Raw genomic sequence first — 22,087 nt, 5'->3', positions numbered from 1 at the left:
GATCACTTTTCCGGGGCGGGGAGGCAGGAACCATCGGTCCCCTCCGTTGCCCACGATCCCCGCAGGGTAGGCGACCAGTTTGGACGAATGAGGACTGCCCGTAAGCAAGCCTGCGACGAAGACCACCGGGGCCGGACGCTGTCCGCTGTGCTGCGTGTGCACCGGCCGAAGGACCGACGTTCCCTGCGGCGCCGTCCACGTCCGGTGCCCGCTGTGCCGCCTCCCCTACTGGCCGCGGCGCTCCGGGAGCGTCTATCGAAGGTTGCGGCGTTCTCCGGGTCCGATATTTCCTGGATCGTCTTCCAGTCCAGGCGTGCGACCGAGCTGGTCATCAACCAGGTGATGGACCAGAGGCAGATCGCCCCGGTTCCGACCGGGCTGATCAAGCAGACACGTGCGCTCCATGGGACCGCAACTACGTAGACCAGCACGGACATCCACATCAAGGTCGGCCGCACTCTTTGCTCGGTGCCATGGCAGATGATCGGCCGCAAGGTCGACGTCCGCTTGACCATCTCCCAGCCCCGCGCCTGGCGACGGCGCCGACGAGGACGTGTCCCGGACACCACCCGCGGCGGAACCGTCGTCGTCGCAGCTCTGTCTGCTGGTAGTGTGCGTCGGCTGACCCGGCCGTCCCTGGCGTGGGCGGGTGGCGGCACCGGCCCCGCCCAGCTATGTGGCATCCGTTTCACGAGCAGCGGTCGCGGCGTAGTCGGTCGGGGTCCGGCCGTAGTACTTGCGGAAGGCGCGGGCGAAGTGGCCGCTGTCGGCGAACTGCCAGCGGGCGGCTGTCTCCGTGACGGTCATGCGCCGGTGCGATGCGAAGAGCGCGCGGCATGCCTCCTCGAGGCGGCGGCGCCGGATGTAGGCGCTCAGCGGTCGGCCTTCCCTGGCGAAGGCCCGTTGGAGGGTACGCGGGGAGACGTTCAGCTCCCGGGCGAGAGCCGAGGGGGACAGAGCGGGGTCGGTGAGCCGGCGGTCGGCCAGGTCCCGCGCGGCTTGGGCCAGGGCCGGCGACAACAGGGGCTCCACGTCGTCCAGGCCGCCCCCGGCGGCGGCCCGGGCCAACTCGGCCAGAGTGCCGCGGGCGGCGTCGACCCCCGGCCGGCCCGAGACGGTCCAGCATCCGGCCCACCATGGCGGCGTGCGCCGTCAGGAATGTCGATACAAGGGTAACGAGGTGGCGAAATTGAGCACGCTCGCGATCGTGGGCGCAGGCCGTCAACTCGGGCGCGCGATCGGCCGGCGGTTCGCCGCCGAGGGGGTCGACGTGGCGCTGATCGCCCGCAGCCGTACGACGCTGCAGGCGGTGGCCGACGAGTTGTCCGACACGGGCGTGCGGGCCGAGGCGTTCCCCGCCGACGTGACCGACCGTCCCGCTCTGCACGCGGCGCTCAGCGCCGCCGAGGAGCGGCTGGGACCGATCGACATACTCGAGTACTCGCCCGCGCCGTCCCTGGCCGACCTGCGCCGGGCGCCGCTGGTCGAGGCGACGAAGGTCACCGTCGACTCGGTTCTGGCCCAGCTGGACCTCTATCTGCTCGGGGGCGTGGCGGCGGTGCAGCACGTCCTGCCCGGCATGCTGGAGCGTGGCACAGGGACGATCCTGGTCAGCAGCGGGGCGGGGTCGGGGCCGGTGATCGCCCCGCAGGTGGCGAACGTCCAGATCGCCACCGGTGGGATGCGCAACTGGGTCCTCAACCTGCACGCGGCGCTCTCCGGTACCGGCGTCTACGCCGCGCACGTGGCGATCGCCGCCTTCATCGGCCAGGGGGGCCACGACTCCCAGCCGCAGACGATCGCCGACGCCTACTGGCGGCTGCACACCGGGCGGACCGAACCCGAGCTGGTCATCCAGGATCTGCCGGACGACTACCTGGACCGGGGACTGGCCGACAAGTTCGTCGAGCCCTGAGGCGGCCGGAGCGGTGACAGGGGGCCGGGCCGTGGGCGTTCCCGCCGACGGGCGCCGGTCTGCTGTCCGGCGCAGACGTGTTCACGGCCCCGCGGCCCGGGAGATCGCCAGACTCGCCCTGCGCAGCGCCGTCACGGCCGCGGTACGGGGCCCGCCCTCATCGGGTGCGACCAACGACAACGCGCCCAGTGCGTCGCCGCGGCGGTTCAGGATCGGGGCGGCGACGGTCGACATGGCGGTGGGCCCGGAGCGCAGTGGGTTGGGCACCGTCACGGCACAGACGCCGTCCGTGCGGACGGTGGCCAGGAGCCGGCGGACACAGGCCGCGTCGTCCGCGCCGGCCAGCGCTTCCTTCCGTATGCGCCCGGGGGCGTGCGCCAGCAGGGCGATGCCGATGCCGGTCCCGGTGAGGGGAAGGCGTCCGCCGACCCGGTACTTGACCGCCGCCGCGCCCCGTGCGGACAGCCGCTCCACCAGAACGGCCTCGTCACCGTCGCGCACGGCGAGGAGGATGTGCTGGCCGGTGACCCGGTGCAGGTCCTGCATGAACGGCAACGCGGCGGCGCGCAGTCCATGGCCGCGGGGTGCCAGCGAGGCGATCTCGAGCAGTTGCAGACCGACGACGAAGTCGCCGTTGTCGAGGCGTTCGAGGGCTCCCACCTCCATCAGCTGAGCCGCGATCCGGGACGTGGTGCTCTTCGGAAGGCCCGCCCGGGCCGCGAGTGTGTGGAGTGCCAGGCCCTCGCCCGCCTCGGTGAAGGCACCCAGGACCCGGAAGGCCCGCTCCAGGACCGGCTCGCCGCGCAACGGCCTGCCCGAGCGCGGGACTTGTACCGGTGTTCCACTCATCGGAATCGTCGGTGCGCGTCGTCTGCCACGGTTCGAATAATAGCTCTGTGACGTGCCCACCCGATGAGGGCGGGCGCCGGCTCTGATCACCGGCGCCGGGCCGCGGGAAGCGCCGTCCGCCCGTAACGACGGGCAGCACAGACCGAGGAGATTACAATGGTGAACAGCCCCGCGCTGCGCGACGTCCACGTCCCTCACGCCTACCCCGAACAGCAGGTCGATCTCGGCGAGATCACCATGAACTATGCCGAGGCCGGTGACCCGGACCGGCCCGCCGTGCTGCTGATCCCCGAGCAGACGGGATCCTGGTGGTCGTACGAGGAGGCGATGGGCCTCCTCTCGGAGCACTTCCACGTCTACGCCGTCGACCTGCGGGGCCAGGGGCGCAGCAGTTGGACCCCGAAGCGGTACAGCCTCGACAACTTCGGCAACGACCTGGTCCGGTTCATCACCCTGGTGGTGAAGCGGCCCGTCGTCGTCGCGGGCAATTCCTCCGGCGGCGTCCTCGCGGCGTGGCTGTCGGCGTACTCCATGCCCGGTCAGCTCCGCGGCGTCCTGTGCGAGGACCCGCCGTTCTTCGCGTCCGAGCTCGTCCCCGCACACGGTCACTCGGTCCGGCAGGGGGCAGGCCCGGTCTTCGAGCTGTTCCGCACGTATCTCGGCGACCAGTGGAGTGTGGGTGACTGGGAGGAGTTCTGCCGCGCGGCCGGCGCCTCGGCGTCGCCGATGGCGCGGTCCTTCGTGGCGGACGCGATCCCGCAGCACCTGAAGGAGTACGACCCGGAATGGGCCCGGGCCTTCTACGAGGGGACCGTCGGGCTGAACTGCCCGCACGAGCGCATGCTGGGCCGGGTCAACACGCCGGTGCTCCTCACGCACCACATGCGCGGCACCGACCAGGAGACCGGAAACCTGCTCGGGGCACTCTCCGACGAACAGGCCGCACAGGCCCGGCGGTTGATGGAAGCGGCAGGGGTGAAGGTCGACTACGAGTCGGTGCCGGACGCGTCACACATGATGCACCAGTCCGACCCGGCACGGTACGCCGAGATCTTCACACGGTGGGCGGCCGCACTGGCCCCGTGACCGGGCGCCGCGCGGGCACGCGCGGTCGGGCCTCGAGCGCCGGAGCTCCACGGCCGGCCGGTGGGCGGGTGCGTGTGACCGAGCGGCCCGCCGCTCTGCCGGGGTCTCAGGCCCGCAGCCAGGAGGTGGCGGGTCACTTCGTCACCAGCCCGCAGGTGAACTCCGCCGTCTCCAGGAGCAGGCGCGTCAGCCGGACTCCGGTGACGTGGTGCGCCAAGGCGAACTGGCCGGGGTGAGGCTCTTCACCTCGTCCTCGTCCGCGTCCGGGTCTTCCATCGGCCCGAATCCCACCTTGCGCATGACGTGGAGCAGGTCATCAGGGTGGCTGCCTCCACGGCAGTACTCGATCGTCCACTCGCGCAGCGCGCTCAGCCCGGTCACCGCCGGCCCGGCGGTGACCCGCAGAGCCTTCAGCTCCCCCAGGAGTTCCTCCGGGGGGACAGTCTGCACGTAGGTGAAGCAGTGCGACTCCTCGAAATCGGCGTCAGTGCCGAAAATGTCGGTGTAGTCGGCTTCCGTCGTGATTTCTCTCATGAGCACGTCCCCTTGGCTGCGAGTGAGGCAGTGCGGAGGACGAGGAAGGTGCTGAGTCGGTTCGCCCCGGGCCGGGAACCGTCCGGTGCCGCCGTGCGCGGTGTCGGTCACTGTCGCCGTGTGCCCTTTCCTTGAGGGCCAGGGGCCTCCCGGTACCCGCGAGATCTTTCTCCGAGGGAACAGGCCTGTCCGGCGCTCGGCTCCAGACTCACGTGAACCCCTACGGCCGGTTCCAGCTCGACATGAACGGCGGTCAACACCTGGAACGCATGCCGGGCGCCGGGGAAGGCCAAGGACGCCCGGCCGAGTACCCGGCGCCGCGGTGCGCGAGCTAGAACTTGCGGGACAGCCATTTGTTGATGATGTTGGTGGTGCTGTCGGCATTGCGCTGGAGGGCGAGGTCGTGGCCGGCTCCGGGAATGGACTTCACATCGACGTCAGGGCTGGCCGGGTAAGCGGCGGTCTCCGCCTTGAGGGTCGTGTTCAGATCGGCAGGGTCGAAGTACAGGTCATCGTGCTGGCCCAGAGCGACAGGACAGGAACGTTGACGTTCTTGCCGTAGGTGCCGTCGTTCTGTTCGTCCTCGAAGGAGGTGAATTCCCCGAGGGTGGCGATCTGCTTGACCTTGTCGTCGGCCTTCACGGTGTTCAGATCGGCGTTGAACGGCCAGTAGAACAGGTGGCGCATGCCGTCCCGGGTGGTGAGGGAGCCGTCCGGAATCGCGCGGCCGGCGAAGGCAGCGTCTTCGGCGGCCGGGTGCATCGCGGCATTGAACAACAGGCGGCCGGAGCCGGTATTTCAGCAGCACCAGGTGCAGTTCGTCCCACACGCCGGCCTCGTTCCGCCTGACCCTCCGGCCGGGCCAGAGCCCGACCCCGCGGGCTCTACTGGTAGCCGCTGAGGCCGTCGGCGAGCTCCTCGTCGTCGCCGTCGCGCAGCGCGTAGAGGGCCTGCTGGAGCGCGAAGGTGCCACGGATCGCCGAGATCCGCTCGGCCGTTCCCTTGTCGGCCCAGCCGCCGAGCGCGAGCACCCGGGTCAGCAGTTCCTCGCCGTAGCTTGCCCCGATGGCGGCCAGGTCCTCGGCCGGGTCGCCGATGCTGACCTCGTCCCAGTCGACGACGCCGCTCAGGCGTGGCACTCCGTCCACCGTCTCCCACAGGACGTTCTCGCCGCCGAGGTCGCCGTGGACCACGGCGGAGGTGAGACGGGGCAGGGCGTCAAGCGCGGCGAGCTCGCGCTCGGCACGCTCACGGCCTCCAGCGGATATCAGCGGGAACAGTTCCGCACGCACTCCCGCCGCGAACTCCTGCCACTCACCCGCGGGGGCCTCCGGCAGCGCGGCGCGCACCTTCTCCTCGTTGCCCGCAGCCGCGAGACGGGAGAGAAGCGTGACGTACTGCCGGACGACCGTCTCCGCCACTTCGGGGCTGTCGAGCGCGTCCTCCCCCAACGGTGCTCCGGGGATCCGGCTCAACACCAGGTACGGCGGTCCGGCCGTACCCTGGGCGCCCCCCTCGGAGAGCGGCTGCGGGGTGCGGAAGCCGAGGTCGATCCCGGCGAGGGCACGCAACGCGGCCGCCCTCTCGGGCAGCCGCTCCGCGGCCGCCTCGGTACGGGCGAAGCAAACCACCCGGTCCGAGCCGATCACCACGTGGTGGAACTGCCCTTCGTGGACGGCGAGTTCGTCCGCCGAGTCTCCAGGCAGCAGTCGGGTCAGCAGATCGCGATGCGTCTCAATGATTCCCATAGTGGGCGAACTCTCCACTTCTCAGACGTCCACCGGCTGACGACTGGTGCCTGCCGGCGTGTCGAGTCATCAGGAAAAGGGGTGTGACAATGGATCCGGTCGAGCACGAGATGCTGCGGCACATGTGGTTCCCGGTCGCCCGGGTCGTGGACATGGAGAACGGCGTCGCGAGCGGCAGCATCCTCGGCGAGGCTCTCGTTGTCTACGGGAACGAGGGTTCCGTCACCGTCGCGCAGGGCTTCTGCCCACACCGGGGTGCAGCACTGCGACTCGGGCAGCTGCGCGAGGGAGCGCTGGAATGCCCGTACCACGGTTGGCTGTTCGAAACGGGCAGCGGGCGGTGCACGCGCGTTCCCTCGCTGCCGCCCGGCCGGAGCAGGCCGCACGCGGCACTGCGCACCTATCCCACCCAGGTGGCCTACGGCCTGGTATGGAGTTGCCTGGGCGATCCCTTCCTGCCTCTGCCACGACTGCCCAAGTACGTCGACGACAACTGGCAGCTCGGCGCGGGCGAGCCATACACCCTGAACTGCGGGATGCGGCTGCTGACCGAGAACTTCCGGGACAAGGCCCACTTCCCCTTCGTGCACGCGGACTCGATGGGCCACGTGGACAAGGTGGTGGAGCCCTATCGCATCACCCGGGACGGCTGGCAGCTCGCATGGTCCTCCTCGCTGGGCTCGGAAGGGGTGCCCGACGAGCTCGCCGAGGAGTTCAGCCATCAGCTTGACTACCGCATCACTCTGCCTATGTTCGCATCGATCTGCGTCTCCTCGCCGTCCGGCGGGCGTCGGCTGGTCGCGCAGGTGGCCACCCCCGTCTCGGCGGACGGGCTGACGGTGCGACAGTTCTGGCTGGCCGGCACGGACGCCGTGTCCACCGCGCAGGGGGCCGACCTGGCCGACGTGCTCGGCTTTGAACGGCAGGTCTTCGAGGAGGACCACCCCATCGTGGAGAACCAGTGGCCCGCCGAGGCACCCCTGGACATTCACTCCCAGGTGCACACTCCCGCGGACCGGTTCAGCATCACCTACCGACGGGTGTACGCGGAGCTGCTGGAGAGTTTTCAAGGAAAGGCAGTGACATGAGTCGCCGTGACATCGAACTCGCTCCCGGAGATCTCAGGACTGCGAAAGGAGAGACGGGGAGTCGAGGCCGAGCCGCCACACCAGTTGGGCGGCGTGGACCCGGTCGCGCAACTCGAGCTTGGCGAGGATGCGTGAGACATGGCTCTTGACCGTGGCCTCGCTGACCCGGAGTGTGCGTGCGATCTCCCGGTTGCTGCGGCCGTCTCCGACGAGCAAGAGTACCTGCCGCTCGCGTGCGCTGAGAAGCTCCAGCTCCGCCGGTCTGTCTGTGCGGCGGGGCACCAGATGGAAGTTCCTGACGAGGCGTCGCGTGACGTCCATGGGAAGGAAGGCTCCGCCCGCGGCAACGGCCTGGATTGCGACATCGAAGTCCTCGCGCGGCGAGCTGAGCGGAACGTAGCTGTGCACCCCGGCCGCGAGCGCCGCACACAGCAGTTCGTCGGTGTCGCGTTCGGCCGCCATGACAGTGCTGCCGGAAAACGGCGCTGGGTAGCCGACTGACGATCGCCAGGCCCTCGGGGAGCACCAGGGAGGATCCCGCGACTACGACGTCCGGCATCAACCGGGTCGTCTGGTGTACCAACTCCTCTCGATCGAACGCGGTGCCGACCACCTCGGCATCGGTGATCTCGGAGAGCAGGACGAACAGGCCGTTCCGATAGACGTCCCTGTCCTCCGCCAACAGAATCCGGACTCGGGCGTCTGGCCCTTCTTCCGGTGCCGCGCCGCACGGTCTCCCCCTTGCTCGCTTTGCAGCCCTGCAAGAACCGCCAGGCCACGAGCAATGTTAGATCCAAAATTCTTGGACGTTGCTTTACTGTTAACTGATTGACTGAAATTCGGAGGGCGTTTAGAAATTTTCAGCCACCCACACCCTCCACCAAGGGGGGCCTCTCTCCCATCCAAGCAGATCAGAGCATACTTTGACATTGAAAGAGGGGCTATATTGAAGCACTTCTTGGCATGACCAATGAGGATGGGTTGACAGGAATTGGGCGGGTCGTGTACTTGCGATTCATTTTCTTTTCCTATCCCCTTGGGGCTAGCTCCGAACGCAGCCAGCTGCAGATATCACACTGCTGGAGGTTCAGAACTGTGAAATACAGGGTAGGGGGGAGTGCCCCTTACACGCGGCGGGCTCCGGCAGGCACCGCACTACCCGCCGTCGGCACCGTGACGGGCCTGCCACGGCATCAAGCGGAACCAGCCGCGAAGACCGTGCGGTCGACTTCGACCGGTTCGCCGGCGGCGAGGATGACCGTGCTACTGCGGGCCCTGGGCAGGGCGGCGGATGCTGGCGCGCAACCGGCCGGACGGGCGCCGTAGCGCACGGTCAGGTAGGCAAGGTCCCCCGGCCGCAGCCGGGACGGGACCGTGGTGACCAGGTGCCCGTCGAGAAGGAAGTGGACGCTGCGGTGGCTCGCCCAGACCGTCAGTATCCTGCCGGCCAGTGCTTGGTGGATGCCGACTCGCTGCCTGCCCGTCACCAGGGGGACCTCGCCGCTGGGAGGCACCCACACTTCGACTCGACCGCGGTCCCCCGCGGCGGCAGAACCTGCGGTTCGACGACCTCGATGGACAACTCTGGCGCAGTGACTGCCTGTTCAGGCTGTTCGTTGCCGCCGCGGACGGGAGTGTGGGGGCGGAAGAGACTGACCGGGGTGGCCGTGATCAGGGTCTGACAGCCCGCCTGGACCGTCAGGAGCTCCTCCGACGCAGGCCGCCGATCTCATTCAGCTTCATCATCGAACAGGCGCTGATCGAACGCGGTACAGGTGCGCCGGAGGTGACGAGACCACTGATCGACAACTTGCCGGCGCGAGCGGATCAGTTCAACGTGGAGCTGCAGATCACGCCGTTGCGGCAAGTGGATCACGCAGGCTTCGACGGCCCCATTCAGGTGCTGGAGACAGTGGAGAACAGGTGGCTCGGTTACGCCGAGGGGACTGCGTCGAGGTGGCGTCGTGCCCTGAGACGATCCACGTCCGGGACTCGAAGGTGCGGCAGGGTTCCCAGCTCGCCGTCACTCCGGCCGCGTGGACCCGCTTCCTCACGTACGCGGCCAACGGCTGACGCCGCCGCACAGCGGAGTGCCCCGTCCCGGAGTCGTCTCCGGGCGGGGCACTCCGCTTGCGGCGTTCACGCGGCGTTCGACGGTGCCGGGCCGGCGGCAGAGGGCGTACCGCTGCCGTCCAGGCATATCAGGGACATGGTCACCGGTGCCTGGATGCCTTGCGCCGGCTTGACGGGAAGGCCGGCCGTGACCGTCCAGTTGCCCTTCGTGAGGGTGAGCGTCCGGCTGCCCATGTCGGGACCGGTCTGCCAGCCGTACTCGGAACGGGCCCGCGCGAAGGCCGACTTCAGTGCGGCGTCCACCGTCTCCGGAGCATGCCGTCCCGAGAGCCGTTCCAGGCATCTCCCCAGGCCGCCCGAGGGCTCCCTGTCCACCACGACGCCCTCCGCCGCCAGTGCCGACCGCATCTCCGACACCGCCGTGTCCGCGGACAGAGGCGGGCCCGAGTAGCGAGGCGGCAGGGGGCCGAGATCCGGGGGCGCGCAGGCCGTCGCCGTCAGCAGTGCCGCTGTGACGAGGCATGCCAGGGCCGTGCGCCTCTGTCGCCGTCGCATGTCGTTGTCCGCCGTCCTCTCCCCCGCCGAGCGACTGGCCATTGTGCCGTGCGGCCGGTCCTGACGGGTCATCGGCCCCCGGGCAGGCCGGCCGCCGGACCGTGACCGGCTGACCGGCCGCTCTCCTCGACCCGCTCCGCTCAGGCCTCCAGCAGCGGGTTGGCCAGCGGCCGGTAGCGGGCGGCGGCGCCGTCCGCGCCCGTCCAGCGGAGCAGGAGGTTGGTCTTGCCGGGGAGCGTCGGAGAGGAGAGGAGGGCGGGGATCTCGGGGAGGTCGTGGCGGGACAGGGCGCGGCGGGCGGCGGGCCAGGGGTCGAGGCCGGGGTGGTGTTCGGCCAGGGCGGCGGCGATCTCGCACAGGTGGTTGACGACGAGGCAGTAGACGAGGCGCTCCCAGCCGTCCTGCCGGGAGGTGTCCGGCAGGAGTTTGACGCCCTCGGCGTCCCGGAACAGGGCCTGCACCGGTGTGCCGGAGGAGTCCACGGCGATGAGGGTGTTCTGCAGGTGCGCCTCCAGGACGACGCCGTCGTCGGCGAAGGCGGTCAGGACCGGCGGGACGACGGTGGCGAGGTAGGCCTCCCACCAGGCCGCCGGGTCCGTGGCGTTCTCCAGGGGGTTGTCCGGGAAGCCCTCCACGAGCGCGGCGGCGAGGAGCGGGGTCGCGCCGGGCAGGACGCGGTCGCGCAGTCCGTCGCGGACGACGACGGCCAGTTCCTCGAAGGCGAAGTCCGCGGTGCGGTAGCCGCGGTCGCCGAGCCAGGCCGCCGGGGGTCCGACGGCGTCCAAGGCCTCGGTGGCCGCCGTGTCGGTGCGGCGCAGTCTCAGCAGGTCGTGGCGCCAGAGGCGGCGGATGTCGTTGGTGATGCGCACGTCGAGGCTGAATTTGAGGAACAGGTCGTGCCCGGGGAGGTACTCGGGGACGTACACCGTGCGGACGGCGGCCGTGGGCCAGGTGGGGAAGTCCGTCGTGCCCAGCCGGAGGAGGCGGCCGTCGGCGAAGGCGGGGGCGAGGGCGGGCGCCGTCAGGTTCAGCTGCCAGGGGTGGGCGGGCAGCAGCCGGTAGCCGGGCGGGGCCTTGCCTAGGGCGTCCAGGGCGGCGGTGTCGCCCTCGTCGACGACCGTGTCCTCGCGCACGGCGAGCAGCGTCAGCGGGAAGCGGGCGTGCGCCTCGGGCGCGTACGGCAGCCAGCCGGCGTGCGGGCCGCCGCCGCGCGCCTTGGGGGCGGGGTGGTGGGTGTGGCCGGTGAGGAGGGACTGCTCGGAGCGGAGATACGGGTCGTCGGGCGGGGTCGCACGCGCGCGTGCCGTCAGCAGCGCGGCCACCGCGTCCCGGCTGTCGGTGATCTCGGTGGGCAGTTCGTGGTTGGGCAGGCCGGTGTGCCGGCGCAGCTCCTCCGCGACGAGTTTCACCAGCTCGGTGTGGCCGACTCGGTGCCAGCCGCCCGCCGCGCGCACCTCGGGCTCGGCGGGCCGCCGGCCCTCGCGCACCCGCAGCAGTCTGCCGCCGGGCAGCCGGTACACCGGCCGGGTGCCGGGCCCCGGCAGGGGTTCGGCCACCTCGCGCAGCAGGCAGTTCAGCAGTGGCACCGCCGCGTAGGCGTCGGCGCGTTCCACGACGTCACCCTGGGAGGCGGAGTCGGCGCCGGTGGGCGGGGGCAGGAGATCCACGCGTTCCACTCGTTCCCTACGGTCTGTCCATGCTGTCCATGGCGGAGGTGGCGGAGTTGCCGGAGACGATCAGTATGTCCGTCGCCGTCCCTCCGCCGTGACGTCCTACTCGTACCCGAGGAGCCCGCCCGTGCATCGTCCCCCCAGCGCAGAGACCGAGGTGGCCGACGAGCTGGCGGCCGTCCGCCCCGGTCTGGTCGCCCGGTACACGGCCTCGCTGGCCGGTGCCCGCGCGGCCGTGCTGACCCGGCTGTGGCGTGCGTTCGCCCACGAACCGCTGCCGTGGATCGCGGGCCGGGAGCCCGCCCGGGACGGGCTCGTCCTGCGGCTGCGGGACGGCCGCCGGCTGGCCGGTCCGGCGGCCGACCCGTACCGCACGGACGCGTACGTCTCCGTCGTACGGCTCGACGACGCCGCGTACGACGATCCGGCGCGGCTGGTGACGGACCTCGGCGTGCCGCACTCCGCCGGGTTCGCCGCGGAACTCGGGCACAGTGCCGCGTCGTTGGCGCTCTCGCGGGCGGGTCAGGAGATTCACCCGGACGAGTGGCCCGGCAGCGACTGGGGCTGGGAGCGGCGGGTGGTCGACGGGCACCCGTACCACCCGAACTGCCGTTCCCGGCCGGGCTTCTCGGTGGCGGAGCAGCTCGCGTACGGGCCGGAGCACGGGCCCGTGGTGGGGCTGGGGCTGGTGCCGGTCCCTGCGGCCGATTGCCTGGTGACGGGGGTGTGGCCGGGGGAGTTCCGGGACGGGGCGACGGTACTGGTCCCGGTGCATCCGTGGCAGGCGGCGCACGTGCTCAAACGGCCGTGCGAGGAGGGGCTCGCCGCGCATCCGCTGATGTCCCTGCGGACACTGGCCGTGCCCGGCGGGCCGCACGTCAAGACCGCGCTGAGCGCCCGGCTGACGTCGTCGGTGCGGGACATCTCGGTCGCCTCGATCGCCGCGTCGGCCCACGTGTCGGACTTCGGGCAGGCGCTGGCGGCGCGCGCGGACGGGCTGCTGCACGTCACCCGCACCCTGGGCGCGGTGGCCGCCGGCTCCCCCGACCTGGCGGCCGTACTGCGCGAGCCGCCCCGGGTGTACGCGGCCCCCGGCGAGCACGTCGTCCCGGTGGCCGCGCTGGCGAGCACCGGGCTGCCCGGCTCCCCCGCGTGGCGGGCGGACTTCGCCCGCCTCGCCCTCACCGTGGGGCTGCGCCTGCTGGAGGTGGGCGTGGCCCTGGAGGCGCACGGCCAGAACCTCCTCGTGGTGCTGTCCCCGGCGGGCGATCCGCTGCGCCTGGTCTACCGCGACCTGGCCGACATCCGGGTCAGCCCGGCGCGCCTGGCCCGCCACGGCGTCGACGCCCCGGACCTGCCCGCCCGGATGGTCACCGACGACCCGGTGGTGCTGCGCCGCAAGCTGTTCGGCTCGCTGGTGGGAGGCGCGCTGGCGGCGACGGCGGGCTCGGGCGCGGCGCTGCGGGACGCGCTGGAGGCGGCCGTACGCGAACTGCCGCGCACACCCGACGTCGTGGCGCTGTGCGAGGAGCCGCTGCCGGTGAAGGCGCTGACGCTGATGCGCACTTCGCCGGGGAACGCCGGGGACCTGTGGGCGGGGCTGCCCAATCCGCTGCACTGGAGGTGAAGTCGGGGCGTCGTCGCGGTCTCGTTTTGGAGCCCGGCGCCACTGATCAATAGGATCCGCCGATGATCACAAGAACACGGCTGGCGGCGGGTGCCTGTGCCCTGCTCGCCGCGCTGACGGCCGGGATCGCCTTCCCGGCCGGAGCGGCCGCCGGTGAACCCACGGGCGAGGACGCGCCGAAGGTCAACCTGGTGCTCGACGTCAGCGGTTCGATGCGGACGCGGGACATCGACGGCGGTACGCGGATGGCCGCGGCGAAGCAGGCGTTCAACGAGGTGCTCGACGCGACGCCCGAGGAGGTGCGCCTCGGGATCCGGACCCTGGGCGCCGACTACCCGGGCGACGACCGCAAGACCGGCTGCAAGGACACCGCGCAGCTCTACCCGGTCGGCCCGCTGGACCGCACCGAGGCCAAGACGGCGGTGGCGACGCTGGCGCCCACCGGCTGGACGCCGATCGGCCCCGCGCTCCTCGCGGCGGCCGACGACCTCGACGGCGGCGACGGCTCCAAGCGCATCGTGCTGATCAGCGACGGCGAGGACACCTGCGCCCCGCTCGACCCGTGCGAGGTGGCCCGCGAGATCGCCGCCAAGGGCATCGGGCTGACCATCGACACACTGGGCCTGGTCCCCAACACCAAGATGCGGCAGCAGCTCAGCTGCATCGCCGAGGCCACCGGCGGGACGTACACCTCGGTCGAGCACACCGACGAACTCACCGACAAGGTCAACCAGTTGGTGGACCGCGCGGCCGACCCCGTGGTGACGCCGGTCGCCACCGAGGGCGCGGACACGTGCGCCAAGGCGCCGACGCTGAAGTCGGGGCTGTACACCGACCGCGAGGAGTTCGGGAAGCAGCGCTGGTACCGGGTGGACGTGCTGCCCGGCCAGGAGCTGCGCGCCTCGGTGAGCGTGGGCGCGGACCGTGCCGTGAACCCGTCCTACGGGGTGCTGCTGCGGGCCGTGACGGTGCACGGCCGGGAGATCGTGCGCGGTGAGGCGGCGGGCAACGGCCGTACGGATGTGATCTCCACGGGGCTGCGCTACCCCAAGGCGGAGAGCGACGAGGAGGACGCCCCGGCCGAGACCGTGTGCCTCCAGGTCACCAACTCCTTCTCCGTCGCCTCCGGAGTGAAGACCACCCCCGGGCTGCCGCTGGAGCTGACCGTCGACGTCGTGGACGGTCCGGGCGACGCCGACGACGTGGCCTCCTTCGGCCTCGGGCGCGGCTGGTGGCTGCTCGGTGTGCTGGTGCTCATCGGCTTCGCCGCCGGTCTGCTGTGGGGCTGGCTGTCACGCTGGCGGCTCGCGGTCTGGAGGACCAACTGATGCGTATCACCCGGGCATGGGGCACCGCGGCGTTGCTGCTCGGCCTCGCCGCGACCCCCGCGGCGGCCGACTCCTCGCCCTCGGCGAGCCCCTCGGAGGATGGCGGTGCGCCGACGACGGCGGGCACCTCCTTCCGCACGGCGACCGAGATCGAGCAGGAGCAGCAGGCCACGGCGAGCGGTTCCGCGGGCGACTACCTGTACTGGTCGTTCCCGGCGGACGCCGGTCAGCGTCCCACCGTGAAGGCCACGGTGAAGCTGCCGGAGACACACGCCGCGGAGACCTGGCGGATCGACGTGTACGACGGTCTGCGCCGCCGCCAGGCCTGCCAGTACGGGGCACAGACCCGCACCGCGGCGGCGAACGCCCCCACCGTGGAGCTGGCCTGCGTGCTGCGCACGGTCCGCGCCTGGTCCGAGCCGTGGGCCAACGACCCGCTGCCGGGCACGTACTACATCCGGCTGACGGCGGTGAACGTGCCGACGTCCGACCTGGGTGTCCCGGTCTCCACCGAGGTCCGGGTGGACTCCAAGGACATCGGCGGGGCGGCGGCGGTGGACGGTTCGCTGGCCGAGCCGCTGGTGCCGGGCGTGGCGGTGAAGTCCCCGGCCGACGAGGAGGACTCGGACGGCGGGGCCGTACTGTCCGCCATCGAGCCCGAGGACGGCTGGTCCTCCGGCTGGTGGTCCGACCGGTGGGTGTGGACCGGGATCGGCGGCGTGCTGGCCGCGCTCGCGGGCATCGGCGGATACGCGCTGACCCGCGGCTCGGGACGGCCGTCCCGAGTACCGCCGACCGTCTGACGCGACCGCGGAAGGCCCGCCCCGGCGGGCCTTCCGTCGTCTCACGCCTCCCTCTCGTCCCTCCCTCTCACCCCCCTCTCACTCCCCTCTCACTCCTCCCGGAGCGACTTGGCGACCGTGCCGTCGCCGGTCACCTCGACGCGCCCGTCCCGTACCGCGTCCCGCAGACCGGTCTCCCCGCGGCTCAGCGCCGCGCAGGTCCCGGCGTCCAGCACCAGCCGGGCGTCGGGCTCCCCCGGTGCGGGTCCGTCGCCGTACACGGGACCCCGCTCGTCGGCGCCCGCGTACAGGTGGAAGTCCCCCTCCTCCAGCCGGACCTCGACGACGCCCTCCCCCACCCCGGCCTCCCGCACCGCCCGCAGCAGGGGCAGCGCGAACCAGTGCGCCCGTACGGCGTCCGTCGGCCGCCGCTCCCCCAGCTCGCCGGCGCCCCACGCACCCAGCGCCTCCAGTACCGGCAGCAACTCGCGGCCGCGCTCGGTGAGTTCGTAGACGTACGCCGCTCCGGGCGGCGGCAGCCGGCGCCGGGTCGTCAGCCCGTCGCGTTCCATGTCCTTCAGCCGCGAGGCGAGCACGTCCGTGCTGACGCCGGGCAGGTCGGCGTGCAGGTCGGTGTAGCGCCGCGGACCGGCGAGCAGCTCCCGGACGATCAGCAGGGTCCAGCGGTCGCCGACGGCGTCGAGCGCGCGGGCGGCGGAACAGTACTGGTCGTAGCTTCGGCGAGGTGACATGCGACGCAGTGTAGACAAGTTGTTGGACTTTCCAAGCGGCTACTTGGTAAAACCAAGCAACACCAGATTCCGGAGGGGAAGCCGCGCATGGAGTTCCGGCAGTCGAACAAGCTCAGCGAGGTCTGTTACGAGATCCGCGGCCCGGTCATCGAGCAGGCCAACGCGCTGGAGGAGGCGGGGCACAGCGTGTTGCGCCTGAACACCGGCAACCCCGCCCTCTTCGGGTTCGAGGCGCCCGAGGAGATCGTCCAGGACATGATCCGCATGCTGCCGCGGGCGCACGGCTACACGGACTCCCGCGGCATCCTCTCCGCCCGCCGGGCCGTCGCCCAGCGCTACCAGGCGCTCGGCCTGGAGGTGGACGTGGACGACGTCTTCCTGGGCAACGGCGTCTCCGAGCTGATCTCCATGGCCGTGCAGGCCCTGCTGGAGGACGGCGACGAGGTCCTGATCCCCGCCCCCGACTTCCCCCTCTGGACGGCGGTGACGACCCTCGCGGGCGGCAAGGCGGTGCACTACCTCTGCGACGAACAGGCGGAGTGGTACCCCGACCTGGCCGACATGGAAGCGAAGATCACCGACCGCACCAAGGCGGTCGTCATCATCAACCCCAACAACCCCACCGGCGCCGTCTACCCCAAGGAGATCGTCGAGGGCATCCTCGACCTCGCCCGCCGGCACGGCCTGATGGTCCTCGCCGACGAGATCTACGACCAGATCCTGTACGACGACGCCGTGCACCACTCGGCCGCGTCCCTCGCCCCCGACCTGGTGGTGCTGACCTTCTGCGGCCTGTCCAAGACGTACCGGGTGGCGGGTTTCCGCTCCGGCTGGCTGGTGGTGACGGGGCCGAAGCAGCACGCGAAGGACTACCTGGAGGGCCTGACCATGCTGGCCTCCATGCGCCTGTGCGCCAACGCGCCCGCCCAGTACGCCATCCAGGCCGCGCTCGGCGGCCGCCAGTCCATCCTCGAGCTGACGGCCCCGGGCGGACGACTGCGCGAACAGCGGGACGTGGCCTGGGAGAAACTGAACGAGATCCCGGGCGTCTCCTGCGTGAAGCCCAAGGGCGCACTGTACGCCTTCCCGCGCATCGACCCGGCCGTGCACAAGATCCACGACGACGAACGGTTCGTGCTGGACCTGCTGCTGAGGGAGAAGATCCAGGTGGTCCAGGGCACCGGCTTCAACTGGCCGAGCCCGGACCACTTCCGCATCCTGACGCTGCCGCACGCGGAGGACCTGGAGGCGGCGATCGGGCGGATCGGGCGGTTCCTCAGCGGGTACCGGCAGTAGCCGCCGGCCCCTGGGGAGCGGCACCCGGGACGCACGTCCGTGCGGCGCCGTGCCGGTCGGTCGTCCGCTACCCGAGAGGCAGGCTGGAGACCGTGAAGGGGAGGCTCTCCGGGGGAAGTCCGGCGACCCAGCGGTTGTACTGGCTGTTCACGACGAGAAGGCGGTCGTGGTCGGTGAGGGCCGCGGCGGAGGGGTGCAGGAGTCCTTCCGGCGGCACCAGACGGTCGACGAGGCGGCCGTGGGTGAGGTCGTCGTTCATCTCGACGACGGTGACCTGCGGCTGGGTGTCGGGATCGGCGTACAGGTTGCCCTGCGTCACGTAGAGGCGGCCGTCCCTCCATGCCAGGGCGTCGCCGTTGACAAGTGTGTGGCCGCCGAGGTCGACCTCGGCGGTACGGCCGGTGGAGCGGTCGACGCGCCACAGCTTTCCGGTGTTGCTCTGGACGGCGAGCAAGTGGTCGGTGCCGACCGCGACGATGCCGTTGAGGTTGTGCTGTCCGTCGACCCAGTCGATGCCCGAGGCGTCGACGTCGAGCCAGTGCTCCAGCTCCCACCGGCCGCGCTCGTCCTCGGTCAGTCGGTAGACGACCGGCTTGAAGGAGTCGGTGACGTAGGCGGTGCCGTCCGCGGCTACCGTGACATCGTTGACGAAACCGCCCTTCGTTCCGTGCAGTGTGGTCAGCAGGGAGCCGTTCGACGTGTCGTAGACGCGCAGCGTGCCCGTACCTCCCCCGTTGACGTAGAGCCGTCCCTCGCCGTCGATGGTCATGCCGGCGGTGAAGGAGCGTCCGTCCTTCCCGCCGGGCGACCAGACCCGCGCGGTGGGTTTGCGGACATGTCCCCGGTAGAGGGTGCCGTCCTGGGCGCTGCCCACGTAGTAGTGCCCGCTGCGCGGGTCGTAGGCCACACCGGTGGGAAAGGCCTTCTCCCCCGGGATCACGTAGTGGTCGGGGAGCCGCGCGGTGGCGGCCCCTGAGCCTGCGGTGGATTCGGAGCCAGCGGTGGGTTCGGAGCCGGTGGCGGTCTGGGAGCCGGTGGCGGCGGTGAGGGCGAGCGCGGTGACGGCTGCCAGGGCGGACGCGAACAGGCGCATGGAGGACCTCGGCGGGGTCGGTGGGGCGAATGGATGGTCCTGTTCATCCTGGACGGGCCGCGGGCCGGCTCCCTCCGCTCCGTCCCACCGGAGACACGGCGAACCTGGGTACTCCCAGTCCCCCCTCACCGGCGGACTCCCGGACTGCCAGACTCCCGGACTCCGGACTCCCGGACTCCCGGACTCCCCCGCGGGCCTATGCCTTGGCCATGACGCGCAGCGCCTCCTCCTCGGGCGAGCCCGGAGCGGCCGTGTAGACGAGGAGGCTCAGCTCGGGGTCCTGGGGGAAGCGGGTGATCTCGTAGGAAAGGGTGAGTGGGCCGGCGACGGGGTGGTCGATGCGTTTGAGGCCGTGGGACTTGGTACGCACCGTGTGCTGTTGCCAGTGGCGCCGGAACTCCTCGCTGCCCTCGTTGAGTTCCCCGACCAGCCGCCACAGTTCGGGATCCTCGGGGAAACGGCCCGCCGCGATGCGGAGATGGCCCACCGCCTCGCGGGCGATCATCTCGCGGTCGGGGTAGCGGCGGCCGATCTCGTCGTTCAGCAGATGGAGCCGGCACAGGTTGCGCTCGGCCACCGGCAGTGCGGCGAAGTCGGTGATGAGGGCGCACAGCGGCCGGTTCCAGGCCAGTACGTCCATCCGGCGGCCCATGGCGAGCGCCGGAGCGGTGATCCAGTCCAGCAGCCGACGCACTCCGGGGCGCGTCTCCCCACCGCCGGACCGCCCGATCTCCGGGTCCGGCTTCTGGGGCCGCGCGAGCCGGAAGAGATGGGCGCGCTCGTCCTCGTCCAGCCTCAGGGCGGCGGCCACCGCCCCGAGCACGGCGTCCGACACACTGCGGTTGCGGCCCTGCTCCAGGCGTACGTAGTAGTCGATGCTCACCCCCGCCAGGTGCGCCAGCTCCTCACGGCGCAGTCCCGGCACGCGCCGCAGGCCCGCGCCGGAGGCGAAGCCGACGTCCTCGGGCCGGATCCTGGCCCGTCGTGAGCGTAAGAAGTCCCCCAACTCGCCGCGTGACTGCATGATCCCATTATCGTCTTCCTGGGCCTCACTGTCCGCAGGCGGTGCGTCGCCGGGGCGCGTGCGCAGCGATCGCCGGGCTTGCGCCCGTAGCCTGGGCGGCATGGGTGATCTTTTTCTGGTCCGGCACGGTGAGACCGAGTGGTCGCGGTCCGGACGGCACACGGGCCTGACGGACGTCCCGCTGACCGAGCACGGGCGGGAGCAGGCGCGGAGTCTCGTGCCGCTGATCCGGTCGCACCGGATCGGGGCCGCGTTCGTCAGCCCGTTCCAGCGGGCCCGGGAGACGGCCGAGCTGATCGGACTGCGGGACGAGGTGCGGATCGACCCCGACCTGCACGAGTGGGACTACGGCGGGTACGAGGGCATCACGACGGTCGAGATCCACCGGAGCCGGCCGGACTGGTTCCTGTTCACGGACGGGGTCGCGCCCGGGCCGCCGGAGCATCCCGGGGAGACGCCGGAACAGGTCGGCGAGCGCGCCGACCGGGTGCTGGCCAGGGTGGAGGCCGCCTTCGCCAACACGGAGGGGTGCGTGGTGCTGGTGGCACACGGGCACTTCCTCCGGGCGCTCACCGCGCGGTACCTGGGGCTTCCGGCGTCGCACGGGGCGCTGTTCCAGCTGGGCACGGGCACGCTGTGCCGGCTGGGCACGGAGCACGCGCGACCGGTGATCGCGGCCTGGAATGTCAGACCTCCGTCGTAGCCTTCGAAGGCATCACCGGTGGAACCACCGGTGGCGTGACCGGTGGCGTCAGCGGTGGCATCACCGGTGAGGGAGGGAGGACGCCGTGGCACTGTCGCCCACCGCCGCGCAGCGGCGTGTCATCGACGCCGCCGACCCCGTCAGCGGGCGGCTGAAGGGGACGGAGGCTCAGCTCGCCGCGCTGGTGAAACGGGGGCTCGCCTTCCGGCACCCGCGCCCGCCGCACGACCACTTCCTGACGCCGGCCGGGCATCGGATACGGGAGGCTCCCGCCGAGCCGGAGACACCGGTGCCGGCCGGGCCCGCGGCGTCGGCCGAGCCCGCGGCCGGCGGTGTGTTCGCCGCGCGGGTGGGCGGGGAGGAGGCCGTGCCGGGCGATGCCGGGCCGGCGCGGCTGCGTGAGGTGCGCAGCGCCTGGCAGGGGCTGCTGGAGCTGCGCCGGATGACGCATTCCGACGGGGCGACGGACCGGCCGTGCGGGTGGGAGCGCCAGCATCTCGTGCAGGCCGCCGCGCTCGCCCTGGAGGCCGCCGGGCACCGCCCGGCGGGGCCGGACGGCGGGGCCGGGTACCGGGTGCGCGCGACGCCGCAGCCGGAGGCCGTCGCCGTGTACGAGCCGGACGGTACGGCGCTGCGCGGCTGTGCGGTGACGCTGGAGCGGGCGGGGTGGCAGGTCGGGGAGCACACCGAGCCGCGCACGCGGGCCCGTTACCTGCTGGCCTCGCCGCGGAAGGTGTGAGGCACTCGTGCCAGGATCGGTCGGTCAGTGCACCCACGAGGAGAGGCGGCAGCGGTGAGCGAGCCGTTTTCCGTACCCGTGACGGTCCGCGGGTACGAGAGCGACACGCAGGGCCACCTGAACCAGTCCGTGTACCTGAACTACGCCGAGCACGCCCGCTGGTCACTGCTCCAGGCCGCGGGCATCCGGCAGGCCGACCTGGTGGCCCGGGGTGTGGGCCCGGTCGTCCTGGAGACGACCGTCCGCTTCCGGCGGGAACTGCTCGCCGGTGACGAGACCACGGTGACCTGCGCCTTCGAGTGGGGGGAGGGCAGGACTTTCCGGATCCGGCAGATCATCCGCAAGGCGGACGGCACGATCGCGGCCGAGGTCGAGGGCGTCGGCGGTCTGATGGACCTGAACGCCCGCAAGCTGGTGGCCGATCCGCGGCGGCGGTTCAAGGAACTCGCGGCAAAACCCGGGCTGCTCGGCCTGTGAGGCTCGGTCTCCGCGCGGCCGACGGGCCGGGCCGGCGTCCGGTGTCGTGGACGGCGGACACGAGTGCGTGTGAGTCAACGGGCGAACGAATGCGCCCATATGCATCGGTATGAGTGCGTGACAGCATGAATCGTCTCGGAATCGGCTCATGACAGCTACTGAGGGGAACGCTCGATGCACGCACACCAGGGGTTGGTTCGGTCGGCGAAGACGGCGCGGCGGCGGTTGACGACCGTCGCGGTGGCCCTCGCCGGAGCATGCGCGTGGGGCGTGGTGACGGCGGCCCCGGCGAGCGCCGACGTCTCGACCCGCTGCGGCACCTACATCTGCGTCAACACCGCGCACCAGGGCAAGGACTACGTCCAGGACATCACCGTCACGACGAGGGACGGCCTGCCGGGAACGTTGCGTGGTTTCGTGCGCGACTACGCGAAGAGCTCAGCCGGAGTGTCGAAGGCGCGGTTCGTCGTCAACCGCGAGTTCAGCGGGAAGCCGCTGCTCGTCTGCGGTGGCCTGGACCGCGGTGGCAGGGTCATCGAGAACACCTGCGTGAAACTCTCCTGACCGGTCGGCGGTGACGGCCGGGGTGGGACGGAGCCGGTGATACCGGAAGGGGGGGGGGGGGGGGGGGGGGGGGGGGGGGGGGGGGGGGGGGGGTGTGGGTGTGGGGGGGGGGGGGGGGGGGGGGGGGTGGGGGGGGGGGGGTTTGGTCTGTTGTTTATCTTTTCTTCCTCCCGGTGCTTCTTTT

Annotated in this window: 25 protein-coding genes and 1 pseudogene; 13 read left to right on the top strand and 13 right to left on the bottom strand. The window is 71.4% G+C overall.

What is annotated here, in order from left to right; genetic code table 11:
- Window positions 1-672 precede the first annotated feature (672 nt).
- The gene (locus ACZ7G3_RS18450) at window positions 673-1,068 is read right to left on the bottom strand and encodes a helix-turn-helix domain-containing protein (protein ID WP_470926750.1); all 396 of its coding nucleotides are present in this window, start codon (window positions 1,066-1,068) and stop codon (window positions 673-675) included.
- A gap of 121 nt (window positions 1,069-1,189) precedes the next feature.
- On the opposite strand from ACZ7G3_RS18450, the gene ACZ7G3_RS18445 reads away from it, so the two are divergent.
- The gene (locus ACZ7G3_RS18445; protein WP_470926749.1) at window positions 1,190-1,915 is read left to right on the top strand and encodes an SDR family NAD(P)-dependent oxidoreductase; all 726 of its coding nucleotides are present in this window, start codon (window positions 1,190-1,192) and stop codon (window positions 1,913-1,915) included.
- A gap of 81 nt (window positions 1,916-1,996) precedes the next feature.
- Here the strand turns inward: ACZ7G3_RS18445 and ACZ7G3_RS18440 are convergent, their stop codons facing one another.
- Window positions 1,997-2,764 (bottom strand): IclR family transcriptional regulator, encoded by a 768-nt coding sequence (locus tag ACZ7G3_RS18440; RefSeq protein ID WP_426522839.1) that lies wholly within the window; start codon window positions 2,762-2,764, stop codon window positions 1,997-1,999.
- 156 nt (window positions 2,765-2,920) lie between these two features.
- On the opposite strand from ACZ7G3_RS18440, the gene ACZ7G3_RS18435 reads away from it, so the two are divergent.
- Window positions 2,921-3,850: an alpha/beta fold hydrolase gene (locus ACZ7G3_RS18435; RefSeq protein WP_398136212.1), complete on the top strand. Its 930-nt coding sequence runs from the start codon at window positions 2,921-2,923 to the stop codon at window positions 3,848-3,850.
- 133 nt (window positions 3,851-3,983) lie between these two features.
- On the opposite strand, the gene ACZ7G3_RS18430 is transcribed toward ACZ7G3_RS18435, so the two are convergent.
- The 4 genes from ACZ7G3_RS18430 to vph all read right to left on the bottom strand — a co-directional run bounded on the left by ACZ7G3_RS18430 (window position 3,984) and on the right by vph (window position 6,150).
- Window positions 3,984-4,067 carry a DUF6461 domain-containing protein gene (locus tag ACZ7G3_RS18430; protein WP_470926814.1) on the bottom strand — a complete coding sequence of 28 codons (84 nt, stop codon included), beginning with the start codon at window positions 4,065-4,067 and terminating at the stop codon, window positions 3,984-3,986.
- Window positions 4,037-4,384: a hypothetical protein gene (locus ACZ7G3_RS18425; RefSeq protein ID WP_470926747.1), complete on the bottom strand. Its 348-nt coding sequence runs from the start codon at window positions 4,382-4,384 to the stop codon at window positions 4,037-4,039. The genes ACZ7G3_RS18430 and ACZ7G3_RS18425 overlap by 31 nt, the downstream gene beginning before the upstream one ends.
- A gap of 483 nt (window positions 4,385-4,867) precedes the next feature.
- Entirely contained in the window at window positions 4,868-5,146 is a 279-nt protein-coding gene (locus ACZ7G3_RS18420; protein WP_470926745.1) for a hypothetical protein, read from the bottom strand.
- Window positions 5,147-5,268: 122 nt separating this feature from the next.
- Window positions 5,269-6,150, bottom strand: coding sequence for a viomycin phosphotransferase (gene vph / locus ACZ7G3_RS18415; protein WP_470926743.1), 882 nt, complete (start codon window positions 6,148-6,150; stop codon window positions 5,269-5,271).
- A gap of 71 nt (window positions 6,151-6,221) precedes the next feature.
- On the opposite strand from vph, the gene ACZ7G3_RS18410 reads away from it, so the two are divergent.
- Window positions 6,222-7,220, top strand: a complete 999-nt coding sequence (locus ACZ7G3_RS18410; protein ID WP_470926741.1) for a Rieske 2Fe-2S domain-containing protein — start codon at window positions 6,222-6,224, stop codon at window positions 7,218-7,220.
- A 33-nt stretch (window positions 7,221-7,253) separates the two neighbouring features.
- Here the strand turns inward: ACZ7G3_RS18410 and ACZ7G3_RS18405 are convergent, their stop codons facing one another.
- The gene (locus tag ACZ7G3_RS18405) at window positions 7,254-7,682 is read right to left on the bottom strand and encodes a response regulator transcription factor (protein WP_470926739.1); all 429 of its coding nucleotides are present in this window, start codon (window positions 7,680-7,682) and stop codon (window positions 7,254-7,256) included.
- A 731-nt stretch (window positions 7,683-8,413) separates the two neighbouring features.
- Window positions 8,414-8,707, bottom strand: a complete 294-nt coding sequence (locus tag ACZ7G3_RS18400) for a hypothetical protein (protein WP_470926737.1) — start codon at window positions 8,705-8,707, stop codon at window positions 8,414-8,416.
- Between ACZ7G3_RS18400 and ACZ7G3_RS18395 the strand changes: the two are divergent.
- Window positions 8,671-9,114: pseudogene (locus tag ACZ7G3_RS18395) on the top strand (Scr1 family TA system antitoxin-like transcriptional regulator); the annotation flags it as partial. The gene ACZ7G3_RS18400 and the pseudogene ACZ7G3_RS18395 sit on opposite strands and share 37 nt — an antisense overlap.
- Before the next feature lie 62 nt (window positions 9,115-9,176).
- Window positions 9,177-9,293 carry a DUF397 domain-containing protein gene (locus ACZ7G3_RS18390; protein ID WP_470926735.1) on the top strand — a complete coding sequence of 39 codons (117 nt, stop codon included), beginning with the start codon at window positions 9,177-9,179 and terminating at the stop codon, window positions 9,291-9,293.
- Between the two features lie 66 nt (window positions 9,294-9,359).
- Here ACZ7G3_RS18390 and ACZ7G3_RS18385 read toward each other — a convergent pair whose 3' ends face one another.
- Window positions 9,360-9,848, bottom strand: coding sequence for a hypothetical protein (locus tag ACZ7G3_RS18385; RefSeq protein ID WP_470926733.1), 489 nt, complete (start codon window positions 9,846-9,848; stop codon window positions 9,360-9,362).
- 140 nt (window positions 9,849-9,988) lie between these two features.
- On the bottom strand, window positions 9,989-11,524 hold the full coding sequence (locus ACZ7G3_RS18380) for an IucA/IucC family protein (RefSeq protein ID WP_470926732.1): 1,536 nt from the start codon (window positions 11,522-11,524) through the stop codon (window positions 9,989-9,991).
- A 121-nt stretch (window positions 11,525-11,645) separates the two neighbouring features.
- Between ACZ7G3_RS18380 and ACZ7G3_RS18375 the strand changes: the two genes are divergently transcribed.
- From ACZ7G3_RS18375 to ACZ7G3_RS18365, 3 genes are all read left to right on the top strand, one after another.
- Window positions 11,646-13,145 carry an IucA/IucC family protein gene (locus tag ACZ7G3_RS18375; protein ID WP_470926730.1) on the top strand — a complete coding sequence of 500 codons (1,500 nt, stop codon included), beginning with the start codon at window positions 11,646-11,648 and terminating at the stop codon, window positions 13,143-13,145.
- A gap of 62 nt (window positions 13,146-13,207) precedes the next feature.
- Window positions 13,208-14,473 (top strand): VWA domain-containing protein, encoded by a 1,266-nt coding sequence (locus ACZ7G3_RS18370; protein ID WP_470926728.1) that lies wholly within the window; start codon window positions 13,208-13,210, stop codon window positions 14,471-14,473.
- Complete coding sequence (locus tag ACZ7G3_RS18365; RefSeq protein WP_426602120.1) at window positions 14,473-15,276, top strand: hypothetical protein; 804 nt, start codon at window positions 14,473-14,475, stop codon at window positions 15,274-15,276. The genes ACZ7G3_RS18370 and ACZ7G3_RS18365 overlap by 1 nt, the downstream gene beginning before the upstream one ends.
- 89 nt (window positions 15,277-15,365) lie before the next feature.
- Here the strand turns inward: ACZ7G3_RS18365 and ACZ7G3_RS18360 are convergent, their stop codons facing one another.
- On the bottom strand, window positions 15,366-16,007 hold the full coding sequence (locus tag ACZ7G3_RS18360; RefSeq protein ID WP_470926726.1) for a winged helix-turn-helix transcriptional regulator: 642 nt from the start codon (window positions 16,005-16,007) through the stop codon (window positions 15,366-15,368).
- Between the two features lie 87 nt (window positions 16,008-16,094).
- Here ACZ7G3_RS18360 and ACZ7G3_RS18355 point away from each other — a divergent pair, with 87 nt between their 5' ends.
- Window positions 16,095-17,303, top strand: a complete 1,209-nt coding sequence (locus ACZ7G3_RS18355; protein ID WP_470926724.1) for a pyridoxal phosphate-dependent aminotransferase — start codon at window positions 16,095-16,097, stop codon at window positions 17,301-17,303.
- Between the two features lie 67 nt (window positions 17,304-17,370).
- Here the strand turns inward: ACZ7G3_RS18355 and ACZ7G3_RS18350 are convergent, their stop codons facing one another.
- Window positions 17,371-18,396 carry an NHL repeat-containing protein gene (locus ACZ7G3_RS18350; protein WP_470926722.1) on the bottom strand — a complete coding sequence of 342 codons (1,026 nt, stop codon included), beginning with the start codon at window positions 18,394-18,396 and terminating at the stop codon, window positions 17,371-17,373.
- Between the two features lie 196 nt (window positions 18,397-18,592).
- On the bottom strand, window positions 18,593-19,420 hold the full coding sequence (locus ACZ7G3_RS18345; RefSeq protein ID WP_470926720.1) for a helix-turn-helix transcriptional regulator: 828 nt from the start codon (window positions 19,418-19,420) through the stop codon (window positions 18,593-18,595).
- Window positions 19,421-19,520: 100 nt separating this feature from the next.
- Between ACZ7G3_RS18345 and ACZ7G3_RS18340 the strand changes: the two genes are divergently transcribed.
- The 4 genes from ACZ7G3_RS18340 (at window position 19,521) to ACZ7G3_RS18325 (ending at window position 21,903) form a co-directional block, all read left to right on the top strand.
- Window positions 19,521-20,123: a histidine phosphatase family protein gene (locus ACZ7G3_RS18340; protein ID WP_470926718.1), complete on the top strand. Its 603-nt coding sequence runs from the start codon at window positions 19,521-19,523 to the stop codon at window positions 20,121-20,123.
- An 85-nt stretch (window positions 20,124-20,208) separates the two neighbouring features.
- Entirely contained in the window at window positions 20,209-20,862 is a 654-nt protein-coding gene (locus ACZ7G3_RS18335; RefSeq protein WP_470926716.1) for a hypothetical protein, read from the top strand.
- Between the two features lie 54 nt (window positions 20,863-20,916).
- Window positions 20,917-21,339, top strand: coding sequence for an acyl-CoA thioesterase (locus ACZ7G3_RS18330; RefSeq protein ID WP_470926714.1), 423 nt, complete (start codon window positions 20,917-20,919; stop codon window positions 21,337-21,339).
- A 174-nt stretch (window positions 21,340-21,513) separates the two neighbouring features.
- Complete coding sequence (locus ACZ7G3_RS18325; protein WP_426522826.1) at window positions 21,514-21,903, top strand: hypothetical protein; 390 nt, start codon at window positions 21,514-21,516, stop codon at window positions 21,901-21,903.
- Window positions 21,904-22,087: the final 184 nt, after the last annotated feature.

This window comes from Streptomyces sp. NPDC037271 (assembly GCF_055603605.1).
The sequence above is the reverse complement of the archived record's forward strand: the minus strand, read 5'-3'. Positions and strand labels throughout refer to the sequence as shown.

Excerpts from the sequence above, each read along its gene's own strand:
- ACZ7G3_RS18440 (WP_426522839.1), bottom strand. The coding sequence starts at position 2,764 with ATGAGTGGAACACCGGTACAAGTCCCGCGCTCGGGCAGGCCGTTGCGC.
- ACZ7G3_RS18435 (WP_398136212.1), top strand. The coding sequence starts at position 2,921 with ATGGTGAACAGCCCCGCGCTGCGCGACGTCCACGTCCCTCACGCCTAC.
- ACZ7G3_RS18425 (WP_470926747.1), bottom strand. The coding sequence starts at position 4,384 with ATGAGAGAAATCACGACGGAAGCCGACTACACCGACATTTTCGGCACT.
- ACZ7G3_RS18420 (WP_470926745.1), bottom strand. The coding sequence starts at position 5,146 with ATGCACCCGGCCGCCGAAGACGCTGCCTTCGCCGGCCGCGCGATTCCG.
- ACZ7G3_RS18410 (WP_470926741.1), top strand. The coding sequence starts at position 6,222 with ATGGATCCGGTCGAGCACGAGATGCTGCGGCACATGTGGTTCCCGGTC.
- ACZ7G3_RS18405 (WP_470926739.1), bottom strand. The coding sequence starts at position 7,682 with ATGGCGGCCGAACGCGACACCGACGAACTGCTGTGTGCGGCGCTCGCG.
- ACZ7G3_RS18385 (WP_470926733.1), bottom strand. The coding sequence starts at position 9,848 with ATGCGACGGCGACAGAGGCGCACGGCCCTGGCATGCCTCGTCACAGCG.
- ACZ7G3_RS18370 (WP_470926728.1), top strand. The coding sequence starts at position 13,208 with ATGATCACAAGAACACGGCTGGCGGCGGGTGCCTGTGCCCTGCTCGCC.
- ACZ7G3_RS18365 (WP_426602120.1), top strand. The coding sequence starts at position 14,473 with ATGCGTATCACCCGGGCATGGGGCACCGCGGCGTTGCTGCTCGGCCTC.
- ACZ7G3_RS18360 (WP_470926726.1), bottom strand. The coding sequence starts at position 16,007 with ATGTCACCTCGCCGAAGCTACGACCAGTACTGTTCCGCCGCCCGCGCG.
- ACZ7G3_RS18355 (WP_470926724.1), top strand. The coding sequence starts at position 16,095 with ATGGAGTTCCGGCAGTCGAACAAGCTCAGCGAGGTCTGTTACGAGATC.
- ACZ7G3_RS18350 (WP_470926722.1), bottom strand. The coding sequence starts at position 18,396 with ATGCGCCTGTTCGCGTCCGCCCTGGCAGCCGTCACCGCGCTCGCCCTC.
- ACZ7G3_RS18345 (WP_470926720.1), bottom strand. The coding sequence starts at position 19,420 with ATGCAGTCACGCGGCGAGTTGGGGGACTTCTTACGCTCACGACGGGCC.
- ACZ7G3_RS18340 (WP_470926718.1), top strand. The coding sequence starts at position 19,521 with ATGGGTGATCTTTTTCTGGTCCGGCACGGTGAGACCGAGTGGTCGCGG.
- ACZ7G3_RS18325 (WP_426522826.1), top strand. The coding sequence starts at position 21,514 with ATGCACGCACACCAGGGGTTGGTTCGGTCGGCGAAGACGGCGCGGCGG.